The following is a 22,637-nucleotide window of genomic DNA, read 5'->3' on the forward strand; positions in this document are numbered from 1 at the left end:
TACTAATTCTCCAAAAATTCGACAGTAAAGGCATTTGTAATATCTTCTTTATTTTTAATTATTTCTAATTTTAAAAGTTCGTCTTGAAGCATTGACCAACGTTCTTCTGACATATAACCGAAGCCATACTCTTCTGCATCCCCACCAAAAATAAGCTCTTCCTCTGTTTTAGCTGCATATTCCATTTTCTCTAAAGTTAATTCTGGGTTAGACTCTCGAATAATTGGATTGACCTCTTCCCAGTTTTCTCGATAATAATTCCATCCTTTTACAGTTGCGTCCATAAAAGAATGAACAAGCTCTGGATTTTCTTTAATTACCTTCTCCGTTGTAAAAATAATGTTACCATATGTTTCAAACCCCGAATCATGGATAAAGAGGTAATCATTTTTTACACCTTGCTCATCTAATGAATATGGCTCAGATGTAACATAACCTTGAGTAACTGCATTTTTATCTTCAATGAATGTGGCAAGCGAACCTGTGTAAGACATTTCCTTTACTTCTGTGAGATTATAAGTAGATTTAATATATTCCCAATATCCACTACCTGGAGCAGTATAAACTGTTTTTCCATTTAGATCTTCAAACTCTGTTACGGTTCCTTCATGAGTAATTAAAACTTGAGGGCTTTTTTGAAATATTGCACCGATAGCTACTAATGGAATCCCTTTATCTCGAGCGATTAATAAATCCTCCGCTTGTGTATAACCAAATTGAGCTTCTCCCGATGCAACAATTTGGGTAGCAGAAACTTGAGGTCCACCAGGCTCAACGGTCATATCCAACCCTTCTTCTTTATAAAATTCTTGTTGTAAAGCTGCGTAATTTCCTCCATGCTCTGGTTGAGCAAACCAGTTTGTTACGAGTTTTGCTTTGGTTAGTTCTTTGCTTTCAGTTTCCTTTTCTCCACTACTAGAACTAGACGATTCTGAACTTCCACAAGCTGCTAGAATTATTAAAGACAGAATACTAATTAACACACCAAACTTAGTTATGAATTTACGTTTCATCTTTTAACCCCCTACCCTGCATCATTTAATTTTGTTTTTTCATTTCTGATTCATGCCAAGACCCTAATAACAGCTTGGAAATCAAGTTAACAATAAGGAAAAATACGATGCCTAGAATGGCTGCTGAAATTCCACAGGCAAAGAGATAAGCTGTCTCCAACCTTGATGAAGCAACTGTGATTGCATATCCAATTCCGCCTGCACCGCCTCCAATTCCAGCGATATATTCACCTACAATTGCACCAATAACAGCCAATGTACAAGATATCTTTAACCCTGCCATAATGTATGGTAGTGCTGCTGGAATTCTAACCTTCCACATGATTTGCCATTTTGAAGCTTGATACAGTTTTAATAAGTGAATCATTCCACTACTAGTTGAATTTAGGCCGATTAATGTATTGGATAGCATAGGGAAAAATCCAATCGTAAAAGCAATAATAACAATAGCATTCATACCTGAACCAAACCAAATGACAATAATTGGAGCAATTGCAACGATAGGAATGGTTTGTAAAAGGATCGCATAAGGATATAAGCTTTTTTCCAATAACTTAGAACTCGCCATTAAGATCGCGCCTAAAACCCCTCCAATTACACTAAAAACAAATCCTATAACCGCTTCTGTAATTGTAGTAAAAACAGCTGTACTAAGGTTTTCCCAATTACTAACCGCCGCTTGAAAAATATCAGTCGGCTTTGGTAATAAATAGTTAGGGATTTGAAATAGTTGTGCACCAAACTGCCAAAAAGAAAGAAAGAAAACGAATACTGCAATTGGTGGTATAATATTATTCGAAATCTTCAGACTTTTCCTCTTACTCTCTTTTATCGGAACCTTAGCAACCTCTAGATGAGTATGCTCCATCTAAACCTACCTCCTATTCTATTGAAATATCTCTTTATTACTAGGGATTTTTCCAGGGTTCAATAAACCGTAAGGATCGTTTTTTTTCTTCAAATTTTCAATTTCACGCATTCTTAAGTTATATCCTCCAAAACCTAGTAAATAGGTGTGGGGATTATTTATTTGCACGCCTACACTTTCAAAAAAGTCGATAATCTCATTTAAGCGTTCCTCTGATTGATAGATTAGAACTGGAAGTGATGCTGGTGTAATCTCACCTTTGATTTTTATAAATTCAAAATGAAACTGTACTTCATAACCGTATTTCGCACGAATGGCATTCATCTGCTCGAATATCCTATGTTTGTCAAACCTAGCTTGCAAATACGTCATATTCTCTCCATGCTTATGAGCCCATAGCGTGGCATGATTCCAAGTAAAATCAGATAGCTTTAAGCCTTTTTGATACTTTTCTGCAGGAATTTTAAACGTTAGCTCTCCTTCATATTCTTTGGAAAGTTGCTCTAGTTTTTCTTCGGCCTCTTCTTCTATTTCTAGCATCACAATTGATTTATCATCCTGAAGGAATTTTTTTAATCCTTGAAAATGTGATGGAATTGGCCATTCACAAACTGAAACTAGGCGCTTAATAATCCCTTCATTGTGAGCAAGAGCATCACTAAATTCTACGGCTGACTGAAATGTAGGAAATGAGACAATATGTTGGACCCAATTTACTTTTGGTTCTACGAATAATGTTGCTTCAATAACAATGCCAGTTGTTCCGTAGTTATGAATATATGCCTCCATGTTTTCACCACTTATAGTTAGTATTTGAGGCTCCTCTTCTATCGTCATAACCGTAATCGATTGAATATTACCATCCCACAAATCTCCCCATCTAATAGAACCAATTCCTCCTGATCCACCACATAAAAAGCCTCCTACTGTCGCTTTCATATAGGTGCTCGGGAAGATTCTTAATTCCTTCCCTTGTTGTCTAAGATTTTTTTCTAGTACTCCAAGTTTAACACCCGCTTGAACATGCGCTGTTGTTGAGTTTATTTTCATGATGCTGTCTAGCTTCGTCACATCTAAAATAATCCCACCTTCTAAAGGTATCGCTTGCCCATAATTACCTGTTCCAGCTCCCCTAACTGTTATTGGAACACGATTTTTTACAGCAAAGGCCACAACCATTTTTACTTCATCAATTGTGTCTGGTTGAACAGCACAGTCAGCTACCTTATCTTTCAGCTGTTTATATATTACCGGGGAATACCAGTAATAATCTTTAGATAAGCGCTCTTTAACAGATTCTGAGATTAATACTTTATCTTCACCTAATAAATCAATTAATTGTTTAACCCACATATGATTCCCTCCTATTAAAACTTTAAATCTCGAGATACTTTTGCCGCTATATCACTAAAATCATGTGTTGTTCTAAAATCTTCTTTCCGAGGAAATGGTAGGGGTACCTCTACTATCGATTCAATTTTCCCTGGACTAGGTGTCATAACGGCTATTTTGGTTGACAAATATACTGCTTCAAATACATTATGAGTAATAAATAAAACAGTCATTTTTTCAGCTTCCCAAATTCTTAGGAGCTCTGATTGTAAATTTTGTCTCGTAATCTCATCTAAAGCTCCAAATGGTTCATCCATTAATAATAATTTAGGCTTTGCAACAAGGGCCCGTGCAATTGATACACGCATTTTCATCCCGCCTGAAAGCTCACGAGGTAATGCTTTTGTATAGTCTGATAATCCAACCATGTCAAGGACGTGACGTGCTTTTTCATTTTTTTCCTGTTTCGTAAAGTTGCGGAATTCTAAAGGAAGCATGACATTATCTAAAACAGAACGCCATGGTAGTAGAGTTGGTTCTTGGAAAACAAATGACACATCGGTGCTTTGTTGTTGAGCAAGCCTGGGTGTTGTACCTAAGATTTCTAGGTTTCCTGCAGAATGATCAATAATTCCAGATATCATATTAAAGATGGTTGACTTTCCACATCCAGAAGGACCAACAAAGGAAATAAACTCTCCTTGATGAATGTCTAAGCTGACATTCTGAACAGCTATTTTTCCATTTGGATATACTTTGCTCACATTATCCATATAAACAACTGGATGTTCTAAAACTTGTTGATTCTCCTCAGATAATGTTGATATATTTTGACTCAATCTAAGTCCCCCTTACTGTTTCACCATTTTGTTACTAATTTCATCAATATCAAAATTACACATTTCTTTTAATGCTTCTGCAAGTGATTCAGAAACAAATCTATTAATTTCTATTCCTTTCTCTAATGTTGCTTTTTTAGCATCTCCAGCTACACCTGAAGTAGAAATATCATTGATTACCCATGCAAAATAGCTAGTTCCTTTTAAATAAAGATGCTTAGTATTCTCTGGTAAACTTATAAATTCAGTTGGACATTTTTCAGGATGAACCCAGTTGTTTTTATAATGAAGTACCATAGAGGTTTCTACGTCTCCCCCATGTATTCCATACTTTTGCTCTTGTTCAGTGATCAGTGAATTTGTTTTTGATGAGCCAGGATTTAATCGAAATACCATCATTCCTGTTTCGATTCTAATTTCTCTTGAAATCATATTTAATAAATCATGGTTGCCCCCATGCGTATTAAACAAGAGAAGTCTTTTAAATCCACTTACATGAACACTTTTTGCAATATCCATAACAACTGATTGTAACGTTGAGGCTGATAGGGTCATTGTACCCGGCATGCCAGCGTGTTCGGTGCTTTTTCCATAAGGTAAAGGTGGTAAAATCCAAATATTCTCATTTTCATCTAGCAATTCAAATGCCTGATTTAACAACCCTTCTCCAATTAAAGTATCAGTATAAATAGGTAAATGAGGACCATGCTGTTCAATCGCTCCAATGGGGAGAATAATTAATGCATCATCCTTTCTTAATTCTTTCACCTCTTCTGTCGTCAGACGAGGTAGAAATCTTTTTTCAAATGCAATACCCTTGTATCTTTCGTTTAGCATATCTATCAACCTTTCCTATTGGAATTCTTTCCCGAAATGTTTATACCACTCCATACACTGTTCTGAAAGCATTGATTCCTTTTCTTGTTCTGAACAGCACAACTCTTTTTTCAAGGATAAATACTTACATTGCTTATCTTTCAACTCATGAGAATAAGCAGCTGCTTGCCATTATTTTACTAATACATGTTCTTTTATCATTATGTTGTTCCCTCCAGTCATAATATTATTATTTAAAAGTTATCAAATGTTATCATTTAATCAATTGTATATTTGTGCGAAAAGGAGTGTCTGCCACCTTAATTGACTCTGTTGGACAACCATCACAAGCGTCTAATAAATCCTCATATAAATCTTCATCTACAGCTACTATCCCTGTATTGTTATCAAGTATAACTTCAGCCAATCCTTCATCATCATAATCAAAAACATCAGGAGCAGCTGCGCCACATGCTCCACAAGCGATACAAGTTTCTTTATCAACAATCGTAAATTTAGCCATTTAATATATCTTATCCCCTTTCTACATTAAGCAAAAACAGACGTACTATGTAGCGGCTGTACTTTTGCTTTTGGATCCAAATAGGATTTTGCATTATTTACAGCCGTTGGTGCTTCTCCAAAACCTGTTGCAATCAATTTTACTTTTCCATTAAATGTACAGACATCACCAGCAGCATAAACTCCTGGAATATTCGTTTCCATTCTTGAATTGACCAAAATGGAATTCCTATCAATCTCTAATCCCCAGTCTTTTATAGAGCCAAGTGAAGATACAAAACCATAATTAACAATCACATCATCCACTTCAATTTTTTCTGTCGTGCGCCCATTGACCTTTTCAAGGACTACAGCGTTAATTCGATTGTTATTTCCTATTATTTCTAGTGGTACATAGGGAGTTTTTATTGTAACGTTTGAATCCTGTAGTTGCTCAACACTATGTTCATGTGCTCGAAATTTTTCCCTTCGATGAACGAGAGTTACTTTTTCCGCGATTGATTCAAGCATCAGTGCCCAATCAACAGCAGAATCTCCTCCCCCACAAACCATAACTTTTTTGTTTCTAAATCTTTCCAAATCATTAATAAAATAATGAAGGTTTGTTCCTTCATATTCTTCGGCTCCTTCAAGCTCCATCTTTCTTGGTTGAAATGCACCATTTCCAGCAGTAATAATTATGGTTTTTGTTATATGTTCTTCAATATCGGTAGTAAGTTTAATTAGACCATTTTCCTGAATTTCAAGATCTTTCGCGACTTGTTCTAAACAAATCGTTGGATTGAATTGGTTCATTTGTTCTATAAGTCTATTAACTAACTCTAGTGCTCTTATTTTTGGAAAACCAGCTACATCATAAATATATTTTTCAGGATAAAGAGTTGAAAGCGGGCCCCCAAGCTGAGGTAAACTTTCGATAATTTTCACAGATGAATTTCGCATTCCTCCGTAGAAGGATGCAAAGAGCCCTGTTGGACCTCCGCCAATAATTGTAATGTCATATATCTTCGAATCTTTTTTCAATCTAAATCCTCCTATATTCCAATTCTTATTGATTTTTTTATTATTAAAAATTTAGTTTATAAAAAGATACACCTTAACTTGTATATAGATCTCCAAGACCTATTTGTTTTAGAAGTTTCCTATAAGCAATAGATGTTTTATCTGCATTAATATGAGCCTCCATTTGAAGGTCCAATGGTAAATCTTCGGGCTTTTGATTTTCAACCATTTCTCTATCTTCCATAAAAATTTGAAGATTAAATGTATACACATCTTCAATTGGAGACTCCTTATCAAAATTACGTGCAATTGGTGCAAATAATCTAGTTTCACTAGCAGAGATTGGACTTGCTGCATTCATAATCCATAATTCTCCACCGTTCGGAAAGTAAACCTTTAAGGTAGCTGTAAAAGGAGGATATACATCAAAGACACGCAGCCATTCAAAACCTTCTGGATTGCGATGCTGAAACGCCTTTGGATAATTACTTACCGAGCTTAAATATTCCACATGCAAGCCATACTCCTTAGTGTCTACTTGGTATTTTGGAACGATAGCATTATTACGATCTGCAAATGATTCTGTATGCACCCATGCAAAGTGAGCGACATCTAAAAATCCTTCCACTTGCCTTCCAGATGAACCATTAATATCAAAAGATGGGCAGACAATCTGTTGAAAGTTTGAATCATCCCACGCAGAGAATGATGGAAGATTATTAATCTCTCCTGTAATTGAGGTCCAGACTAATCCGAAGTTTTCTACTACTGGATAAACTTTCATGCATAAACGTGGGGATATCTTTGCATCTGGATGAGCTGGAATAGCTGTACATTTCCCATCTGTTGTATACCGAAATCCATGATAAGGACAAACAATTTCTTCTCCTTCTACCCAACCCATACTAAGAGGAACACCACGATGTACACAAAGGTCACGTGCAACAACAATTTTATTTTTGGTACGATAAGTCACCAAGTTTACATCAAGGAGCTTAACAGCTAATGGTTTATCGGTAACTTCCTCTGATCTGGCAATAGGGAACCAATATTTACTTAAAACATTCCAATCTTCCAATGTAAAGGTGCAGTCTCGAGGATACTCAGAGTTTTTTTTATTTTTTTGTATTGTTGTATTTTCTTTCATATCATTTCATCCTTCCTTTAGAAATTATTTATTTAGTTATTTTTCAGAATATCCCCCTCTTTAAAGCATGATTTAAAGAAATGAGCCGTGAAAACAAAGGATGAAGATTCATCTTTTGTTTTCACGGCTCTTTCCTTCCGTAAACAGAGGTTAAGCATCCGTAACTTTATTTTAATGATTGAAGAAAAAACATTTTAATGTGTTTTCATCAATTCTTTTATTTATCTAATTATCGAATTCTCAAAACAAATAACCGTACACGCTGTTCTCTGAACTGGATCGTAATCTCTAAAAACAGAACTTATATTTACATTTAATGATTTTTCTAATCTCTCTTTTAACAGCTTTTTATACCTTGATGATAAAGCGGAATCTAGCGAAAAGACGAGCTCGCTATATTCATCTTTTAGTGCATCCAATGCAGGTATACGCTTTGAGCTTGCAAAGATAAATGCTTTATTATCAATAATATCAATCTTTTGATCATGTACACCTATACTAAAGATTTCTTTGCTAATCTCATTATAAAGGGCAGCTAATTGTTTTTTTGAAATATACCCCATATGTATTCACCTTTCACCAAAAAATAAGTTATTATTATAGTAATCTTTAAAAATAAACACATCTATTTATTTGCAATATTTTCTAACATAGTATTTTTTTGTGTAATAAAAGTTTATTCGTACTAATAATTTATAGATCGTTAAAGGAGGATTTTCGGTCTTGCTGCTAAAGCGCGGGCGATTGAAACTCTCATTTTCATACCGCCCGATAATTGTCTTGGGTAAGATTTCATATAATCTATTAATCCAACCATTTCTAAAACTCTCTTAGCCCTTTCTTTATGGTTCCGTTTATCGCCCCCTCGGAGCTCTAACGGGATGAGGACATTTCTTTGATCATGGGAACCTATACTGAAAATTTCTTGAAAAATTTGATTGTAAAGTTGGGCTATTTGCTTCTTAGAGATAGTAGCCATTGAGTTTCACCTTTTTCTTATCGCTTTAAGTAATTTTATATTACTACTAGATTATCTATAAGCCTACATTCATGTGAGGTTTTATTACATGGTTTTTTTATCATAAATATGTCGGTATAATAGTTTGAAAATACGAACTCTGTCTAGCGATCATTATTTTCAATAAAAAGAGCCGTGAAGGTAGAAGAAACTTCTTCTATCTTCACGGCTCTTTCCTTCCGATAAACAGTATAGGCAAACTACAGCTTCGCAGTTGGCCTATAACTAGATAGATTTTGTTTATTTATTTCAAAATGATTTTATCTCAACTCGTCATCCAAAGGTACAATAACTTCATCTAATGTCTTTCTCCACTGACGCTTCATTTCTGGTCCGTATTTCAATGGTTTTGCATCTGAATGTACGGCTTTATACTTATCAATTTGCTTGCTGTTGATGACTCCCCCAATATTCGGAATAGGGTCTGTTCCTATCTCATATTGAACAGCAGATGCATAGAGCTCTCTTTCTTCCACAAACCACGTACTCGCGAAATCTTCTATCGCTTTATTATAGGATTGCGTAAAATAACGCCGTTTGACGACAAGAATATCTTCCTCTGCTTCTATTTCTTTGTTATCAATAGCGTTTAAGATGGATCGGTAGACCTCTTTAACAATCTCTGATTTTTTCAACTTTTGAAGTGCTTTTTCAATTTCTGATCGGATATTCTGATTGTTTGCAGAATACGTTCCTAATAATTGGTCTATATATGTTGAATCAATATCATAGATCTTAATCGCATTTTCTCCATAGAATTCAATGCCTGAGAAATCTGGTCCTGGTCCGTCACCCCCTTCATCGACTAGCGATCCCTTAACTGTGTTGTACACACCAATATATTCTTCTAAGGTCTTCACCTGTTCTTGAAGTACTTTTGATTTCTCCATCTCATCGTTGTAATCATCATACGTAACTAAAGCTTCGTAGGCGTTGTTTAGCTCTTGAAAAGCTTTCACAAATTCAATTCAAGTTTCAAGTGAAGAATGCTCATTAATATCTGTTGGATTAGGAAAGGTCTGACTAAAAAAATCTAACAAAGTCTACTAAAAAGAGTTTGTTAGATTTTTTTGCTATTTATATTTGAAATGTCGTGGATTCATCTTACGTAATAAAAAATGCTCCATATCCCATCGCCCCAACAATAACTAGAGCTGGGTGCACCTTCCACTTCTCTAATAATAAAAAACTGATAATAATTAAAAAGAGAGATTGCCATAAACCTGAATCCATGTAAGAAGTAGAAAAGAAACTAAAGGCCATGACCCCAAGTAGAACAGCAATGGTCGGCCTAATAAAAGTGGTCATTCTTTTAACCTTTGGAGAATCTTTAAATTTATATAAAAAGCCTAATAGCAAAATCATTAAGATTAGTGACGGAGCTACAGTTGCAAAAATCCCTACTACTCCACCAAGAATACCACCTTGTTGATACCCAATATACGCCGCCATCTTTGTTGCAATTGGGCCTGGAAGAGCATTCCCTAATGCAAGCACTTCACTAAATTCATTAACATTCATCCATCCATAGCGATCGACAACTTCATTTTCAACTAAAGGAATTGAAGCTGGTCCACCACCATATCCAATAATTCCAGGGATAAAAAAGGCGAGAAAGATTTCCCAATAAATCACGAAGCATTTCCCCTTTCTATCTTACGTTCTGTTTTAGGATCTTTATCCTTCTTTATGATAGCTGCGAGTAAAAGCCCACCAATTAAAATAGCAGGATGTAATCCAAAGATCTCCATTAAGAAGAAACTAATAACTATGAGTATCGATGACTTTAACCATCCTAAGGATTTCTGGGATTTTTTTAAAAAGTCCCATGTTAATGTAGCCAACATGACACCTACTACCGGTACTACTGCTGCTGTCATTCCCTGCACCCAAGGATAGTCTTTTACTGAAGAGATTGTTGTCAACAAGACAATCATTAAAATAATTGTAGGTACGATAGTTGAAAGGGTCGCATTAATTAGTCCCAATATCCCTGCTACTCTGTAGCCGATATAACCAGCCATCTTTGTTGCAATTGGACCTGGTAGCGTATTACCTAATGCTAGTACGTCTGCGAACTCATCGTCATTCATCCATCTATATTTATCCACTACTTCTTTATGAACAAGAGGTATAGATGATGGTCCTCCACCGTACCCTAAAATTCCCACACGAAAAAAGGCTAAAAATAATTGTAGATGCTTCATAATATCCCCCTTTAATATTTTTGTATTTTTATTTTAAATATGAGTATCCTTTCAACTCAGAATAACTTTTTATGAACATACGTTCGTAAAAAGTGCGACTAACATTGTTCTTGAAATGGTGCTTAAAATGCAAATACCAACAAATGAGTTTGATTTCTTCAATAACAGTCTTCGACAGAAGAAGCTTGTTCCTTGGCGCGCCCATCCAAAGGCAGATTAGTAGGGTTTTCCTTAAACCAAAAAGGGACATCCACTTTATCTGAAAATGGGGGGCGTCCCCAACATTAATGGAAAAACCTTGACTGGTTTTGCAGCAAAAAAGTATCCAACCTTAGTAACATTATGTTGCATCAACAAAGACAATTACTTACTCAGTGCTAGTGGTATAATCATTTTTAAAAAAACGAAGGCAGTTATTTATCATAAGTAACTAAATTCATCATTGCTTTACCAAGATTTAAACATCATTATTATTCACCCAATTCTTTTTCACCTCTTAATTCTTTGGATAAAATGTTTAACAATCTGCTACACATGGTATGAATTCACATCTACGATCATTATATTTCCGTTTGTTAATTATATTACCCAAATACACTAACAAAGTAAGGTAAAACTAATTATTTTTGATTATATAGTAAATATAAGTGATTTTCTATAGAATTACTGAATAATTATTTATTATTTTTAAGCTCAACTAGAAAATTAAAAGTTTCAAGTCGAGAGTAATGATCTATATAGCATTTTCAGAAGAAAAAAATAAGATTGACTCATAGGCACATAGCACATAATCCCTTTCCAACTTATCTCCTATACAAAACAGGAAAATTAGAGGGATCTAGCACCCAGCTTTAAGTCAATCTTTACATGATTAAAGAAGCATTTTTTTATAATTTCATTCCACTTCTACTTTTGAAGCGACGAAGCAATATATGACTTTCTACCCTAGTGATTCCTTCAAGTGAATACAACTCATTATTTATAAACTTTTCTAATGCAACAAAGTCATCAACTAAAACGTGCATATGCAATGTACTCGGACCTGTCATTTGATAACAACTTGATACACAAGGATTATCAGCAAGCTTTTGGGCAACTTCCACTAAGAATGAAGGTTCACAATCAACTTCAAAGAAGGCTGAAACATTCTTTCCCATTTTCTCTGAATTAATAACAACACTAAACTTCTCAATGACATCATTTTTTATTAATTGATTAACACGTTCACGAACAGATACTCTGGATAAATCTAGCACTTTCCCTATATCTGAGTAAGACATTCTTCCATTAGCAGTAAGTAGCTCAAGTATTTTCCTGTCAATATTATCTATTTTCAAATTAGACCCATCCTTTAAGAATATATAGTATGAGTATAATATTAACAGGTAAATGATGAAAGCCTTCCAAAAATATCATGTTTAAAAATATCGTTTAGTTTTACCTTCCAACAGCTGCACCATCACTTCTGGGATCAACACCACCGTGTACAAAGCCTTGATCATCTATTAAGATTGCATTTGCATGTCCCATAATACCATCTAGTTCATTTACTCTTTTTACAATATGTCCAGATTTCATTAGTTGCTCGATTACCTCTAGGCTAACTCGCCCTTCAATTTTAAGTTCTTGTGTTTCTTCACCCCAGGTTCTTCCCCAGACAAATCTAGGCTCACTGATCGCCTGCTGAGGATTCATACCATAGTCGATCATCCTTGTAATCATTACTGTTTGTGTTTGCGGTTGGCCTTCACCACCCTGTGTACCATAAAGTATCCGAGGTCGTCCATCTTTAAAAGCCATCGCTGGCATTAGTGTATGGAAGGTTCTCTTTTTAGGTTCAAGACAATTAGCACGTGATGAATCAAGAGAAAAGTATGATCCTCTATTTTGCATAATGATCCCTGTATCACCTGCTACAACCCCTGATCCAAATTCAAAGTATAAACTTTGAATAAAGGAAACAGAGTTGCCTTCATCATCAATTACAGCTGCATGCGCAGTATCACTTCCTACAGATTGAGTTTGAATATCCTTTGCCTTATCAAATTGAATTGAGTTGGCCATTTCTTGGGCATAGGATTTGCTTAGTAATCTATCTAATGGGATAGAGTGAAACTCAGGATCAGTTAAAAATTGATTTCGATCTTGAAAGCTTCTTTTTAATGATTCTACTAATAAATGATAATATTCGTAAGAACCTTCCTGTATAGATGCAAGATCAAAGTTTTCTATTATATTAAGAGCCATTAATCCCACGAAGCCTTGAGAATTAGGCGGAACCTGATACATATGATAACCTCGATATGTCGTTGAAATCGGTTCAATCCATATACCCTGATGTTCAGCAAAATCCTCTTCAGTGAGTAATCCACCTTTTTCTTTTAAACTTGAAATAATTCGATTTCCCAACTTTCCTTTATAAAAACCATCTCTTCCACTTACTGCAAGATCTTTCAAAGAGTTGCCTAAATCTTTTTGGACAAATTTCCCATTTATATTAGGAACTGTTTCATTTGGTAAGAAAATTGCAGCTGAATCTATATCTTTTTTCAGTATATCTATATTTTTCACTGTATTTTCATGCTGATCTATTGAAAAAGGAAACCCTGACAATGCATACTCTATAGCTGGTTCTAATACTTCCCCTAATGATAATCTTCCATACTCTTTCAGGACAGCATCCCAACTATCTACCATTCCTGGTACGGTTATGATACTTTCTATCCCCCGATTTGGAATAGAACTTTTCCCTTTATATACGTTACGTGTTACTTTAGAACCCGAACGACCACTTCCATTATAAGCACGGACCTTTTGATCGTTTACACTATAAGTAAGCCAAAACGAGTCACCTCCAAGACCTGTCATATGTGGATAAACCACAGCAAGACATGCACTAACGGCTACTGCAGCATCAAAGGCATTCCCACCTTTTTGAAGAATTGTATTTCCAGCTTGTGATGCTAAATAATGGGGACTCACCACCATTGTCTTACTCCCTACAATTGCTTTATTCATCCTATTTTCTCCTCCGTAACTAAGTTACTTTTTATTACTTTTGTTTTAAAATTGGTTGTTGCCTTTACTTTATTGTCAGTAAAGATAAACATAATTGCCCCAATGATCAATAGTCCTCCTGAAAGGTAAAAACCGAATTCTAGACTTCCAGTTTGATCAGCAAAATATCCTGTAATATATGGTGCAAAAATGGAAGAAAGCATACCACTAAAGTTAAAAAATCCATATACTCTTGAATACATTGAAGATGGTGTAATATCAGCCATATATGATATTAATACTGGATCAAGTGCTAATTTCCCCAGTAATCCATAAAGGGATAATCCTACAAGAAGTAAAGAATAGTTTTCTATATATGGAATGGCAAATTGACACAACGCTCCAGCAAATGCTAATACAATAATTAGTGGCTTTTTGCTTTTTATTTTGTCTGACAAGAACCCAAAGATAATTGCACCTGGTATAGATGCCCATGGTACTAATGATGCAATGACTCCAGTTTGCGAAGCTTCAACTCCACGCGCCGTTTGCAAGTAGTAAGGAAGCCATGTCAGCATTCCAAAAAATCCATATAATGAACAAAAGATTAATATATAAACTAAAATATGATTCTTGGTAAATAGCTGTTTGATGCTTCCTTTTTCCTGTATTTCCTTTCCTTGTTTCGGCTCTTTATGCCGATTGTCTTGGACAAATATTCCAATTAAAATGGCGACAATGATAGTTGGTACTGCAAAAACGTAAAATGGAAATTGCCATCCTTTATTTAATGTGTAAGTAAAATAACTAGATGAGATAAAACCAAGAGAAATACCGAACGCCATTCCACTATTAATAAGAGCCGAGACTAGCCCTCTATATTTTTTAGGAGTGATGCTCGAAGATATTCCATATTGTGAACCATAATATGTACCTTCACCAAGACCAGTCATAGCTCGCATCAATAAGAAAAGACCAAAGCTTGCAGCTAATCCACTCATGTATGTTGCAATTCCAAATAAAAGATATCCAACTACTAAAACTTTTACTCTTCCAAACTTATCTGCTAAAAACCCGGTTGGTATCTGCATGAAAGCATAAGCAGCGAAAAACACTGTTGACATTAAACCTAGCTGAGCATTGTCTAACCCCCACTCTTCACCAATACTCCCCATAACTGGAGAAAGTATATTTCGATCTGCATACATAAAGACCCAACCTAAAAAGAACAGAAAAATGACAAAAGCAGGATGTGTTTTTCTCATTAATAAAACTCCCTTCTATTATCTGGAATATTGGGATCATTATAGCAACTATTTTTTCAGAGAAGGGAGTTATTGTCACATATTCTTACATGGTTTTTTTGACATTTCGAAATCCTCTTGGCTATTTTTCATTCGTTTCGTAGTTAATTTTCAATTATTTGTTTCGAAATGAAAAAATCATTTCAATCAAATTAGTGATAAAGATCTAGTATGTCAGATTTAGCTTCACCGTTCCTTTACTTGAGCTTGCTACAAAAAGCGAGCAATAAACCACTATATCTTTTAATAGACAAAAATTCCCGGCCAGGAACGTTTTAAAGTCAATCGTCTCCGTTTTTTGTTTAAAGAACATCCTATTTCCTCCCTAAGGCGTTTCTTTGTTTAACCTCAACTAAGATCAGTTTGACTGTTTCATTATCTTTGAAGTGCATTGCATAGCTCAGGACCAAATACAATTGGTGTCGGGATGCTGTTGTTATGTTTTTCATATTGATTCCCCTCTTTCTCCCCCTAAGTTCTGCTCGGGGGGAAATGACATAATAGAGACAAGTCAAGCATTTTTTGACAAGCGCTTGACTTTGTAGATTTTCAGTTCTTACCCAAATAAAATTTAGGATCGTTCACGATACTTACCATTGGTATTTTTGTATTCATAAAATATAAAATAATTATTCCTTATCCTTGAGTTCTCTTTCCTTTTGGTTAAAAAGCACAAAGAAATATCGGAAAATTCACATATCTTCTAATGAATCTTAAAAATAGATAGTTTAAACTATTAATAAATTAGAATGTTAGGTTTTTTAACATGAGGTGTTGTTTTACATGACAACGAAAGTTAAGAACAGAAACTGTCTACTTAGAGGGAGGAATAAATTTGGCATTAAAAAAAATCGAGAAGGTTTCTTATGATATTCATGAAGAACCTCAATTAGTTAAAAAGAGGTTCGCGATGCCGCATATTTACGTCATTTTATTTTTATTTATTGTACTTGCTGGGGTTGCTACTTATCTCGTTCCGGCTGGTGTATACGAAAGAATCCCGGGTCCGGAAGGGAGAACAACGATTGAGCCGAATTCATATCAACGAGTTGAGCAGACACCTGTTAGTTTAACGGAATTTATCACAGCTATACCGAGGGGGTTGGTAGCAGCTGGTGAAGTTGTGTTTTTTACATTTATTATCGGTGGTATTTTTGCGGTGATTCGAAAAACTGGTCTTATTGAAATAGGGGTAGATAGGTTGACGAGGAAATATGCGACAAAAAGTGTTGCATTAATACCAGTATTAATGGTTGTGTTTGCTACTGTTTGTAGTTTGATTGGCACTCAGGAATTAAGTTTAGTATATGTTCCGGTTATTCTGCCATTAATGATTGCTTTAGGATATGATTCAGTGGTGGCTGCTGCAGTAGCTTTAGTTGCAACGACAGCAGGATTTATGACAGGATTTCTTAATCCAATTAATACGGGGTTAGGTCAAAAGATTTCGGGGCTTCCGGTGTTCTCGGGGATCGAGTTAAGAATGATAGCTTTTGTTGTGTTTGTTTTAGCGGGAATTATTTATATCATTCGCTACGCTCAAAAGGTAAAAAGAAATCCAGAGGCTAGCCTGGTTTATGAAGAAGATTTGAATAAAAGAACGGCCTATTTAAATAAAACGGCAGTGGACAAACGTCTTGCAACAACGCGTCAAAAGATAGCTTCTGTTGTACTTTTAGTCTTTTTTGCTTTACTTGTTTATGGGGTATTAGCTAAAGGTTGGTTTATGTTAGAGATGGCAGGGCTGTTCATCACCATGGGAATTGTGGTTGGAATGATTGCAGATTTAAAGCTAACAGATATTTGTGAAGGGTTTAATGAAGGGTTTCGTGAGGTATTGGTTGGTGCAATCATAATTGGTATAGCCAGAGCGGTTGCTGTTGTCATGGAGGACGGTCAAGTGATGGACACGATTGTCAATAGCTTAAGTACTGTTGTTGGTGAATTTCCTGCAGTATTTAGCGCTATTGGAATGTTTTTGGTGCAAATGTTGTTTAGCTTCTTAGTTCCGTCAGGAAGTGGACAAGCGTTGGTTACCATGCCAATTTTGGCACCACTTTCAGATTTGATTGGAGTAACAAGACAAACTGCCGTATTAGCCTATCAATTTGGCGATGGTCTTGGAAATATATTATTTCCAACATCGGGATACTTCTTGGCAACACTTGCACTAGCTGGTGTTCCTTGGCAAAAATGGGTTCGCTTCTACTTGCCGTTGTTTCTTGTATGGCTTGTGCTTGCTATTGTTTTCCTTATTACAGCTCAAGTTATTCAATGGAATGGTTGAATATGAAAATATGAAGATATGAAGATATGAAGATAAATGTTGTTTGTGAGAACGGTGGATCTATTCTTTCTTAAAAAGGGATTTAAGAAAAGTTACTTGGTTTTCGTACCAGTTAAATTATTTGCTTGAAACTCCGTCATAAATGATAAGTGGAAAAGAGTCGATATTCCTGCATCTGCTAATTTTTGTAATGTTTTAAAGCGTGCCAGAATAGGAGGTGCTTCTGGAGTAAAATGTTTCCGTATTGTTTCCGAATCTGTCTCAATTGTCATGTTACCCTGACTCTTCCTTTTAAGTGCTGTAGTAAATCAATATCTCTACTTACAAGTGGGCTTCTCGTCTGTACTAATAAGAAGTCAGGAGGATCTTCTACCATAACTATTGCCAATCAGTTCTTTTTCAATCGGAACTAATCCAAAATGCTCCAGTAACTCATCTGGATTCCAATTTCGTTTCATAAACTTTCCCCCTTTTTTTGGTAATTATTTTGATTCTAATGATTTCTTACAAAGAAGGCAATTAGAATTAGGGAAATTGTTTATATAATTCAGAAATCCACTTTGCGGTCTATCGGAGGAACCCTGTCACTGGACCTAAATGCCAGGGTAACCAAAATCCAAAAATAACAAAACTTTATTACAACAACAACGGAAGAATAAACAGGTATAATCCTTCATTAAAAAACAAGAATAATATGTTAAAATTTTGAATGTTAGTTAAAAAAAGGAGGTTAAAATATGAGGAAAATAAAGATTGGAGCATGGATTTTAACATTAATTATGATTGTCAGTTCCCCCTTTTCTGCTTTAGCAGCAGTAACAGCAGGAGAAGGAGATTGGGATAATCAAGGGAGCGATGAATTTACCAACCAAAGTGAAATCTTTCTATCAGGTGGGGGCGATTTTAAAATTTGTCTCAGTTCTGATAGTCAATCAGGTTATTATCAGTTATTTGAAGAAGATCCGTATAATGAAGATGATAAAGTATTATCTAATGGTATTGTAGGTCTCCACTTTAAAACAGCAGGTAGTAATGATTTCGATTCAAATGGCTGTCATATCTTCAGAAATATCGGTGGATATGTCGATGGTGATCAAGCCGAATTTTATCTTGCGAAATATTCTGGCGGAAATTCCACTGTAACAGCCTGGGATTGATTTATACTAGTCAAAGAGGATTAGGATAATTGGCCATTAGAATGCTTCCTAGAACGGTTGTTATAGTAACAACAAAAAGGGTTGGGACCCTTTTGGATACCCAACCCTTTTTGTTGCCGATAATTTACATTATGTTAACTAGTTTTGTATATAGTATTCATGTGATACTTGAAACTTAAAAATACATTAGAGAGCCAAATAAACGCCCCTGTCAACGGTAAATGTCTGACTGGAACAGAGTGGAAGGAATTTAAGGAGTTGACAGGTTTACCACACCCCAAACAGTTTGATCATTTTCTACCTATGTTGTTCAACAATCGCGCCCGATTCTGGAATAACAGAAGAGCTTCAATTAGCTATTGCTGTAATCGTTTATTAAGTCCATCTAATAAAACTTGAAGACCAAATTCAAATTGTTTGTCACTATTTATGGATACTGAATAATCAGCAAGTTCAACTAAAGACGGATATTTACTAACAGGTAAAGACTGAAACATATTTCTTGCCTGTTCAAAAGCTTCATTAACCTCTAATCCTTGGATTTTAGCTATTTGAACCTGTATCATTTCATCTCTTACAAATGAAAGAACATAATTATTAAATAAACTAGCCGTAGCTGGAACATCCTCTGACCTAAAACCAGCATTAATAAGAATTCGGTATATATTCTCAATTAATTGAAGTCGATCAGGAGTCATTGGTACTGTTTCGGTCATTATTTCTACTGAATCCCGAATAGACAACAATGCTTGTCGAAACTCATTCCCAAGTTCAATGAGCTGCTCATACCATTCTTTAGACGAATCAGGAAATGAGATATTTTTAGAGATCTGCTCAGATAATAACTGTAATAATTCATATTTATTTTCGATGTGCCAATATAGAGATGCAGCACTTGTATTAAGGGCGTTCGCCACATTTCTCATAGACAGTTTTTTTAAGCCATCTTTATTAATCAAGTCGATCGCTGTTTGAATAATTTTACTTTGATCCAGCGATTCATATTCTGAATTTTGTTTTTTTCTAGCCATTTGTATACCTCCTATACCCATTGACAATATTAACATTTATGCCTTAAACTTAACACTGTTAAACAAAAAATTAACAGTGTTAAATTAATGGGGTGATTAAATATTGAAAGGGAATAATAAGAAAAACAAATTAAATCAAAGAAATTGGTTACTAATTTTTCATTTAATTTCAACCGTTCTATTTGTTGGAGGCAGCTTTACTCAATGGATTCTTTTGATTTCAGCTTTAACAACAAATACGCCTGATGTTTTAAAGGTTTCTCATCATCTAATGCATATTGTGGACCTATCATTGATAATACCTGGTCTTTTAGGAGTCATTATTACTGGTATATTCCTGTCTCTCAAGACACACTGGGGATTTTTTAAACATTACTGGATTATTACTAAAGAAATCATAACTTTAATTACTATAGGGATAGGTAGTATTTTAAATATCTGGGTTCAAGGTTCAATTAAAATTACTACTGAAAAAGGATTAAATGCGCTGGATGATCCAATATATCTTCATGACCGAAATATGCTAATAATCAGTGCCGCCATTCAGACCTCATTATTGGTTTTTGTCATTGTTATTTCTGTTTTGAAGCCAAACGGAAGGGAAAAACAAATTCGGTAAACTCATAAATTATTGCTTATTAACAAATACAGCTAAAGTGTCAAAAACCTCGTTGAGATTCAACGAGGTTTACAATTAATCAATAATGAAGGGTCTTTATTTCAATATAACCCAAAAGTAAAAAGTAACTTTCCTATAGAAATGCGCCCGATTGCGGAAGATCGTTTTACTGTATGTTGACTGTACTTTTATTCCTGAAAAGCCCCCGCTTGTTCAATAAAAAATAAGAGGCTTAATATTAATTTAGGAGGATAGAAAAATAATATATAGGATTAGTTTAACTTTATTACTATAAATCCAAAACACCGTCCAACAATGAACGGTGTATGAATTACTTTATTATTTTTTCATTGTGGTTTACTTTTTTTCCATGACTGCAAAGTAATTTTCTTCATTATCGGCAAAGTTAAATACCCTACCAGAAGGCATATTTACAATTTCACCGACTTTGATATTTTTATTGGATAAATCGGTATATAATTCATCAAAGTTTTCCGAGAAAAACATTAACGAAGGTGTACCAAGATTTAATCCAGGTGACATTTTAGCAACGAATTCCTTATTGTGCAGAATGATGCTTGTTTCTGCGTCCTTTGTTGGAGCCATTTCAATCCATCTCATTCCTTGACCGTACCTTCTGCTCCTCCACTGATTTCCCAAGTTCCAACTAATCGATTTAGGGCTTTAAGATCAGAATTCGGAATCGGTAATGAATTTACTTGTTGTTGTAGTTTATCGTTTGTCATAACTATTTCCCCTCCATATGTTCATCTTATTTTATGATTGATAGAATTCAGGTATCAGACCATTTTTGCCAGTTGCGCCTCAAGACGATCGAAGTTCTGTTCGTTTGCCTCGACGGCGAATCTCCTCACCTTGTCGCATTCAGCGGCCGACTCGTGAAGCATGCGCCAAGTAAGCTCGGTCTTGCCTCCTAGCTCGGTAAAGGTGACGGTCAGCAAAAATTCGTGGATCGGCTCCAGATGACGGAGGACGATCCGTTCAGGTTTCACCACCTCGACAAATACGCTCTTATTCTCGTAGTCGACGCCATTGGGTCCGTGCATGACGTAGCGCCAGATACCCTCCGGCCGCATATCGAACTCATGAAACGTGTTCGTAAAGCCCTTAGGCCCCCACCAATGCACCAGGTGATCCGGATCGCTGAACGCTTTGAACATGTGTTCACGCGACGCATTAAAGATGCGCGTATTGACGATCTCGCGGTCTGAGATCGCTTCAGAATTATTATTTGTCGTAACCTCGGAAGACATTATGAATTCTCTTTTTTTATGTTGACTGACGTTCAGCTGCTTGAGAATTTCTTCTAGGCGGTCCCAAGTTTCGGTGATTCCTTGCAGCATGCCCATATCCATGACAGTCTTGAGGCCCTCCGCTGACGCATATTCACCACGGTTAATCAGCTTCGTCTTGCCGCCGAGATCAATGAATTCCAATGTAACATCAGTCGATGGCATGGCGTCATTCGTATTTCCTTCAGCATCCGAGAAGAAATCGACGTATACTATCTTCTCCGGCTCGATGATCTCCTTATAAACCCCTTTGCCCCAAGATTCCATACCGTAAAAGTCACCTTGGTTTTGGTCGACGCACTTCATGCAGTAGTGCCAAACGCCGCCCGGCCGGAAATCGACGTTGCAGACTGGAAGCTCCCACCCTTTGGGACCCCACCAGTGTTTGAGATGCTCGGGCTCTTTAAACATCTTGAACACGAGGTCGCGCGGCGCGTCGAAAATACGCTCCAGCACGAGTATCCGATCGTTCTCTACCCTCGAAATCATTGCGTTGTTGGACATTTCTAATTCCTCCTCAGATAAATGATAGATCTTAAGATTTTTCTTTGTTTTGCAGTTCCTACAAGTATTCGATCAGGTTGTCGAATCTTTCTTCCCAGACGCGGCAGTTGCATCCGTCCATTCCCATTTCCTTTTTGTATATGTTGTGCCCCTCAAATCTTAGCTAATTCTTCCTCAAGTCGATCAAGCGTTGATTTTGCACCCTCAATGGCTCCATACTCCTTAACCGCTTTGTCAAGTTCCTCTGCTGACTTAAAGAGCATCCACATAGTGAGTTCGGTCTTATCTCCTTGATCGGAAAATGTTACCGTTACTCGAAAATGTTCCTCCTTTCCGTCGCCATGGGAGTAAACGAGTCGCTCAGGACTCACGACCTCTATGAAGTCAATTTTATTGTTATAATCGACACCATCGGGTCCATGCATGACGTAAGTCCATACACCGCCTGGCTTTACATTTATTTCTTGAACCGTAATTGTAAAGCCTTTCGGCCCCCACCAGTGCTTTAGATGCTCAGCCTCGGTCCACGCCTTGAACACAAGCTCACGTGGTGCATTGAAGGTACGCGTGATAACCAATTCACATTTCTCGGTGTTCATTGTAATGCTGTTTGTTGCAGTTTCCTTTGACATTTCCATTCCTCCTAATCAATTTTTGTTAA

The 22,637-nt window shown here is 36.0% G+C and carries 22 protein-coding genes and 5 pseudogenes; 3 read left to right on the forward strand and 24 right to left on the reverse strand.

Going from position 1 to position 22,637, the window contains the following annotated elements; all coding sequences use genetic code 11:
- Positions 1-2: 2 nt before the first annotated feature.
- From QFZ72_RS17245 to QFZ72_RS17325, 17 genes and pseudogenes are all read right to left on the reverse strand, one after another.
- On the reverse strand, positions 3-1,013 hold the full coding sequence (locus QFZ72_RS17245) for an ABC transporter substrate-binding protein (RefSeq protein ID WP_307435567.1): 1,011 nt from the start codon (positions 1,011-1,013) through the stop codon (positions 3-5).
- A 25-nt stretch (positions 1,014-1,038) separates the two neighbouring features.
- Positions 1,039-1,881 carry an ABC transporter permease gene (locus QFZ72_RS17250; RefSeq protein ID WP_307435569.1) on the reverse strand — a complete coding sequence of 281 codons (843 nt, stop codon included), beginning with the start codon at positions 1,879-1,881 and terminating at the stop codon, positions 1,039-1,041.
- A gap of 18 nt (positions 1,882-1,899) precedes the next feature.
- Positions 1,900-3,234 carry an FAD-binding oxidoreductase gene (locus tag QFZ72_RS17255; protein ID WP_307435572.1) on the reverse strand — a complete coding sequence of 445 codons (1,335 nt, stop codon included), beginning with the start codon at positions 3,232-3,234 and terminating at the stop codon, positions 1,900-1,902.
- A 14-nt stretch (positions 3,235-3,248) separates the two neighbouring features.
- Positions 3,249-3,986 carry an ABC transporter ATP-binding protein gene (locus tag QFZ72_RS17260; RefSeq protein ID WP_307439835.1) on the reverse strand — a complete coding sequence of 246 codons (738 nt, stop codon included), beginning with the start codon at positions 3,984-3,986 and terminating at the stop codon, positions 3,249-3,251.
- Positions 3,987-4,064: 78 nt separating this feature from the next.
- A complete protein-coding gene (locus QFZ72_RS17265; protein ID WP_307435575.1) occupies positions 4,065-4,889 on the reverse strand; it encodes a creatininase family protein in 825 nt (274 codons plus the stop codon).
- Between the two features lie 253 nt (positions 4,890-5,142).
- Positions 5,143-5,391 carry a ferredoxin gene (locus tag QFZ72_RS17270; RefSeq protein WP_307435577.1) on the reverse strand — a complete coding sequence of 83 codons (249 nt, stop codon included), beginning with the start codon at positions 5,389-5,391 and terminating at the stop codon, positions 5,143-5,145.
- 26 nt (positions 5,392-5,417) lie between these two features.
- Entirely contained in the window at positions 5,418-6,413 is a 996-nt protein-coding gene (locus QFZ72_RS17275; RefSeq protein WP_307435580.1) for an NAD(P)/FAD-dependent oxidoreductase, read from the reverse strand.
- Positions 6,414-6,486: 73 nt separating this feature from the next.
- Positions 6,487-7,539 (reverse strand): aromatic ring-hydroxylating oxygenase subunit alpha, encoded by a 1,053-nt coding sequence (locus tag QFZ72_RS17280; RefSeq protein ID WP_307435583.1) that lies wholly within the window; start codon positions 7,537-7,539, stop codon positions 6,487-6,489.
- Between the two features lie 221 nt (positions 7,540-7,760).
- Complete coding sequence (locus QFZ72_RS17285) at positions 7,761-8,102, reverse strand: Na-translocating system protein MpsC family protein (RefSeq protein ID WP_307435586.1); 342 nt, start codon at positions 8,100-8,102, stop codon at positions 7,761-7,763.
- A gap of 143 nt (positions 8,103-8,245) precedes the next feature.
- Positions 8,246-8,431, reverse strand: a pseudogene (locus QFZ72_RS17290) (ATP-binding cassette domain-containing protein); the annotation flags it as partial.
- Positions 8,432-8,817: 386 nt separating this feature from the next.
- Positions 8,818-9,570 (reverse strand): annotated as a pseudogene (locus tag QFZ72_RS17295) (type I restriction endonuclease subunit R, EcoR124 family); the annotation flags it as partial.
- Between the two features lie 91 nt (positions 9,571-9,661).
- The gene (locus QFZ72_RS17300; RefSeq protein WP_307435589.1) at positions 9,662-10,192 is read right to left on the reverse strand and encodes a chromate transporter; all 531 of its coding nucleotides are present in this window, start codon (positions 10,190-10,192) and stop codon (positions 9,662-9,664) included.
- Positions 10,189-10,764 (reverse strand): chromate transporter, encoded by a 576-nt coding sequence (locus QFZ72_RS17305; protein WP_307435591.1) that lies wholly within the window; start codon positions 10,762-10,764, stop codon positions 10,189-10,191. Before QFZ72_RS17305 ends, QFZ72_RS17300 begins: the two co-directional genes overlap by 4 nt.
- 887 nt (positions 10,765-11,651) lie before the next feature.
- Entirely contained in the window at positions 11,652-12,101 is a 450-nt protein-coding gene (locus QFZ72_RS17310) for an Lrp/AsnC family transcriptional regulator (protein ID WP_307435594.1), read from the reverse strand.
- 100 nt (positions 12,102-12,201) lie between these two features.
- Positions 12,202-13,782 carry a gamma-glutamyltransferase gene (gene ggt, locus QFZ72_RS17315; RefSeq protein WP_307435597.1) on the reverse strand — a complete coding sequence of 527 codons (1,581 nt, stop codon included), beginning with the start codon at positions 13,780-13,782 and terminating at the stop codon, positions 12,202-12,204.
- On the reverse strand, positions 13,779-15,026 hold the full coding sequence (locus tag QFZ72_RS17320) for an MFS transporter (protein WP_307435599.1): 1,248 nt from the start codon (positions 15,024-15,026) through the stop codon (positions 13,779-13,781). Before QFZ72_RS17320 ends, ggt begins: the two co-directional genes overlap by 4 nt.
- A 205-nt stretch (positions 15,027-15,231) precedes the next feature.
- Complete coding sequence (locus QFZ72_RS17325; RefSeq protein ID WP_307435602.1) at positions 15,232-15,378, reverse strand: hypothetical protein; 147 nt, start codon at positions 15,376-15,378, stop codon at positions 15,232-15,234.
- 522 nt (positions 15,379-15,900) lie between these two features.
- Between QFZ72_RS17325 and QFZ72_RS17330 the strand changes: the two genes are divergently transcribed.
- The gene (locus QFZ72_RS17330; protein WP_307435605.1) at positions 15,901-17,352 is read left to right on the forward strand and encodes a YfcC family protein; all 1,452 of its coding nucleotides are present in this window, start codon (positions 15,901-15,903) and stop codon (positions 17,350-17,352) included.
- A gap of 158 nt (positions 17,353-17,510) precedes the next feature.
- On the opposite strand, the pseudogene QFZ72_RS17335 reads toward QFZ72_RS17330, so the two are convergent.
- Positions 17,511-17,731: pseudogene (locus QFZ72_RS17335) on the reverse strand (radical SAM protein); the annotation flags it as partial.
- 358 nt (positions 17,732-18,089) lie between these two features.
- On the opposite strand from QFZ72_RS17335, the gene QFZ72_RS17340 reads away from it, so the two are divergent.
- Complete coding sequence (locus QFZ72_RS17340) at positions 18,090-18,509, forward strand: hypothetical protein (RefSeq protein ID WP_307435608.1); 420 nt, start codon at positions 18,090-18,092, stop codon at positions 18,507-18,509.
- Positions 18,510-18,865: 356 nt separating this feature from the next.
- Here QFZ72_RS17340 and QFZ72_RS17345 read toward each other — a convergent pair whose 3' ends face one another.
- On the reverse strand, positions 18,866-19,540 hold the full coding sequence (locus QFZ72_RS17345) for a TetR/AcrR family transcriptional regulator (RefSeq protein ID WP_307435285.1): 675 nt from the start codon (positions 19,538-19,540) through the stop codon (positions 18,866-18,868).
- 103 nt (positions 19,541-19,643) lie between these two features.
- Here QFZ72_RS17345 and QFZ72_RS17350 point away from each other — a divergent pair, with 103 nt between their 5' ends.
- Positions 19,644-20,159 carry a DUF2269 family protein gene (locus QFZ72_RS17350; RefSeq protein ID WP_307435611.1) on the forward strand — a complete coding sequence of 172 codons (516 nt, stop codon included), beginning with the start codon at positions 19,644-19,646 and terminating at the stop codon, positions 20,157-20,159.
- Positions 20,160-20,516: 357 nt separating this feature from the next.
- Here the strand turns inward: QFZ72_RS17350 and QFZ72_RS17355 are convergent.
- The 5 genes and pseudogenes from QFZ72_RS17355 to QFZ72_RS17375 all read right to left on the reverse strand — a co-directional run.
- A pseudogene (locus QFZ72_RS17355) lies at positions 20,517-20,789 on the reverse strand (VOC family protein); the annotation flags it as partial.
- The gene (locus QFZ72_RS17360; RefSeq protein WP_307435615.1) at positions 20,777-20,905 is read right to left on the reverse strand and encodes a hypothetical protein; all 129 of its coding nucleotides are present in this window, start codon (positions 20,903-20,905) and stop codon (positions 20,777-20,779) included. The gene QFZ72_RS17360 and the pseudogene QFZ72_RS17355, both read right to left, overlap by 13 nt.
- A 54-nt stretch (positions 20,906-20,959) precedes the next feature.
- Complete coding sequence (locus QFZ72_RS17365; protein WP_307439822.1) at positions 20,960-21,433, reverse strand: SRPBCC family protein; 474 nt, start codon at positions 21,431-21,433, stop codon at positions 20,960-20,962.
- 33 nt (positions 21,434-21,466) lie between these two features.
- Positions 21,467-21,976, reverse strand: a pseudogene (locus QFZ72_RS17370) (SRPBCC domain-containing protein); the annotation flags it as partial.
- 152 nt (positions 21,977-22,128) lie between these two features.
- Entirely contained in the window at positions 22,129-22,608 is a 480-nt protein-coding gene (locus tag QFZ72_RS17375) for an SRPBCC family protein (RefSeq protein ID WP_307435292.1), read from the reverse strand.
- Positions 22,609-22,637: the final 29 nt, after the last annotated feature.

The organism is Bacillus sp. V2I10 (assembly GCF_030817055.1).
Lineage (GTDB): Bacteria > Bacillota > Bacilli > Bacillales > Bacillaceae > Bacillus_P.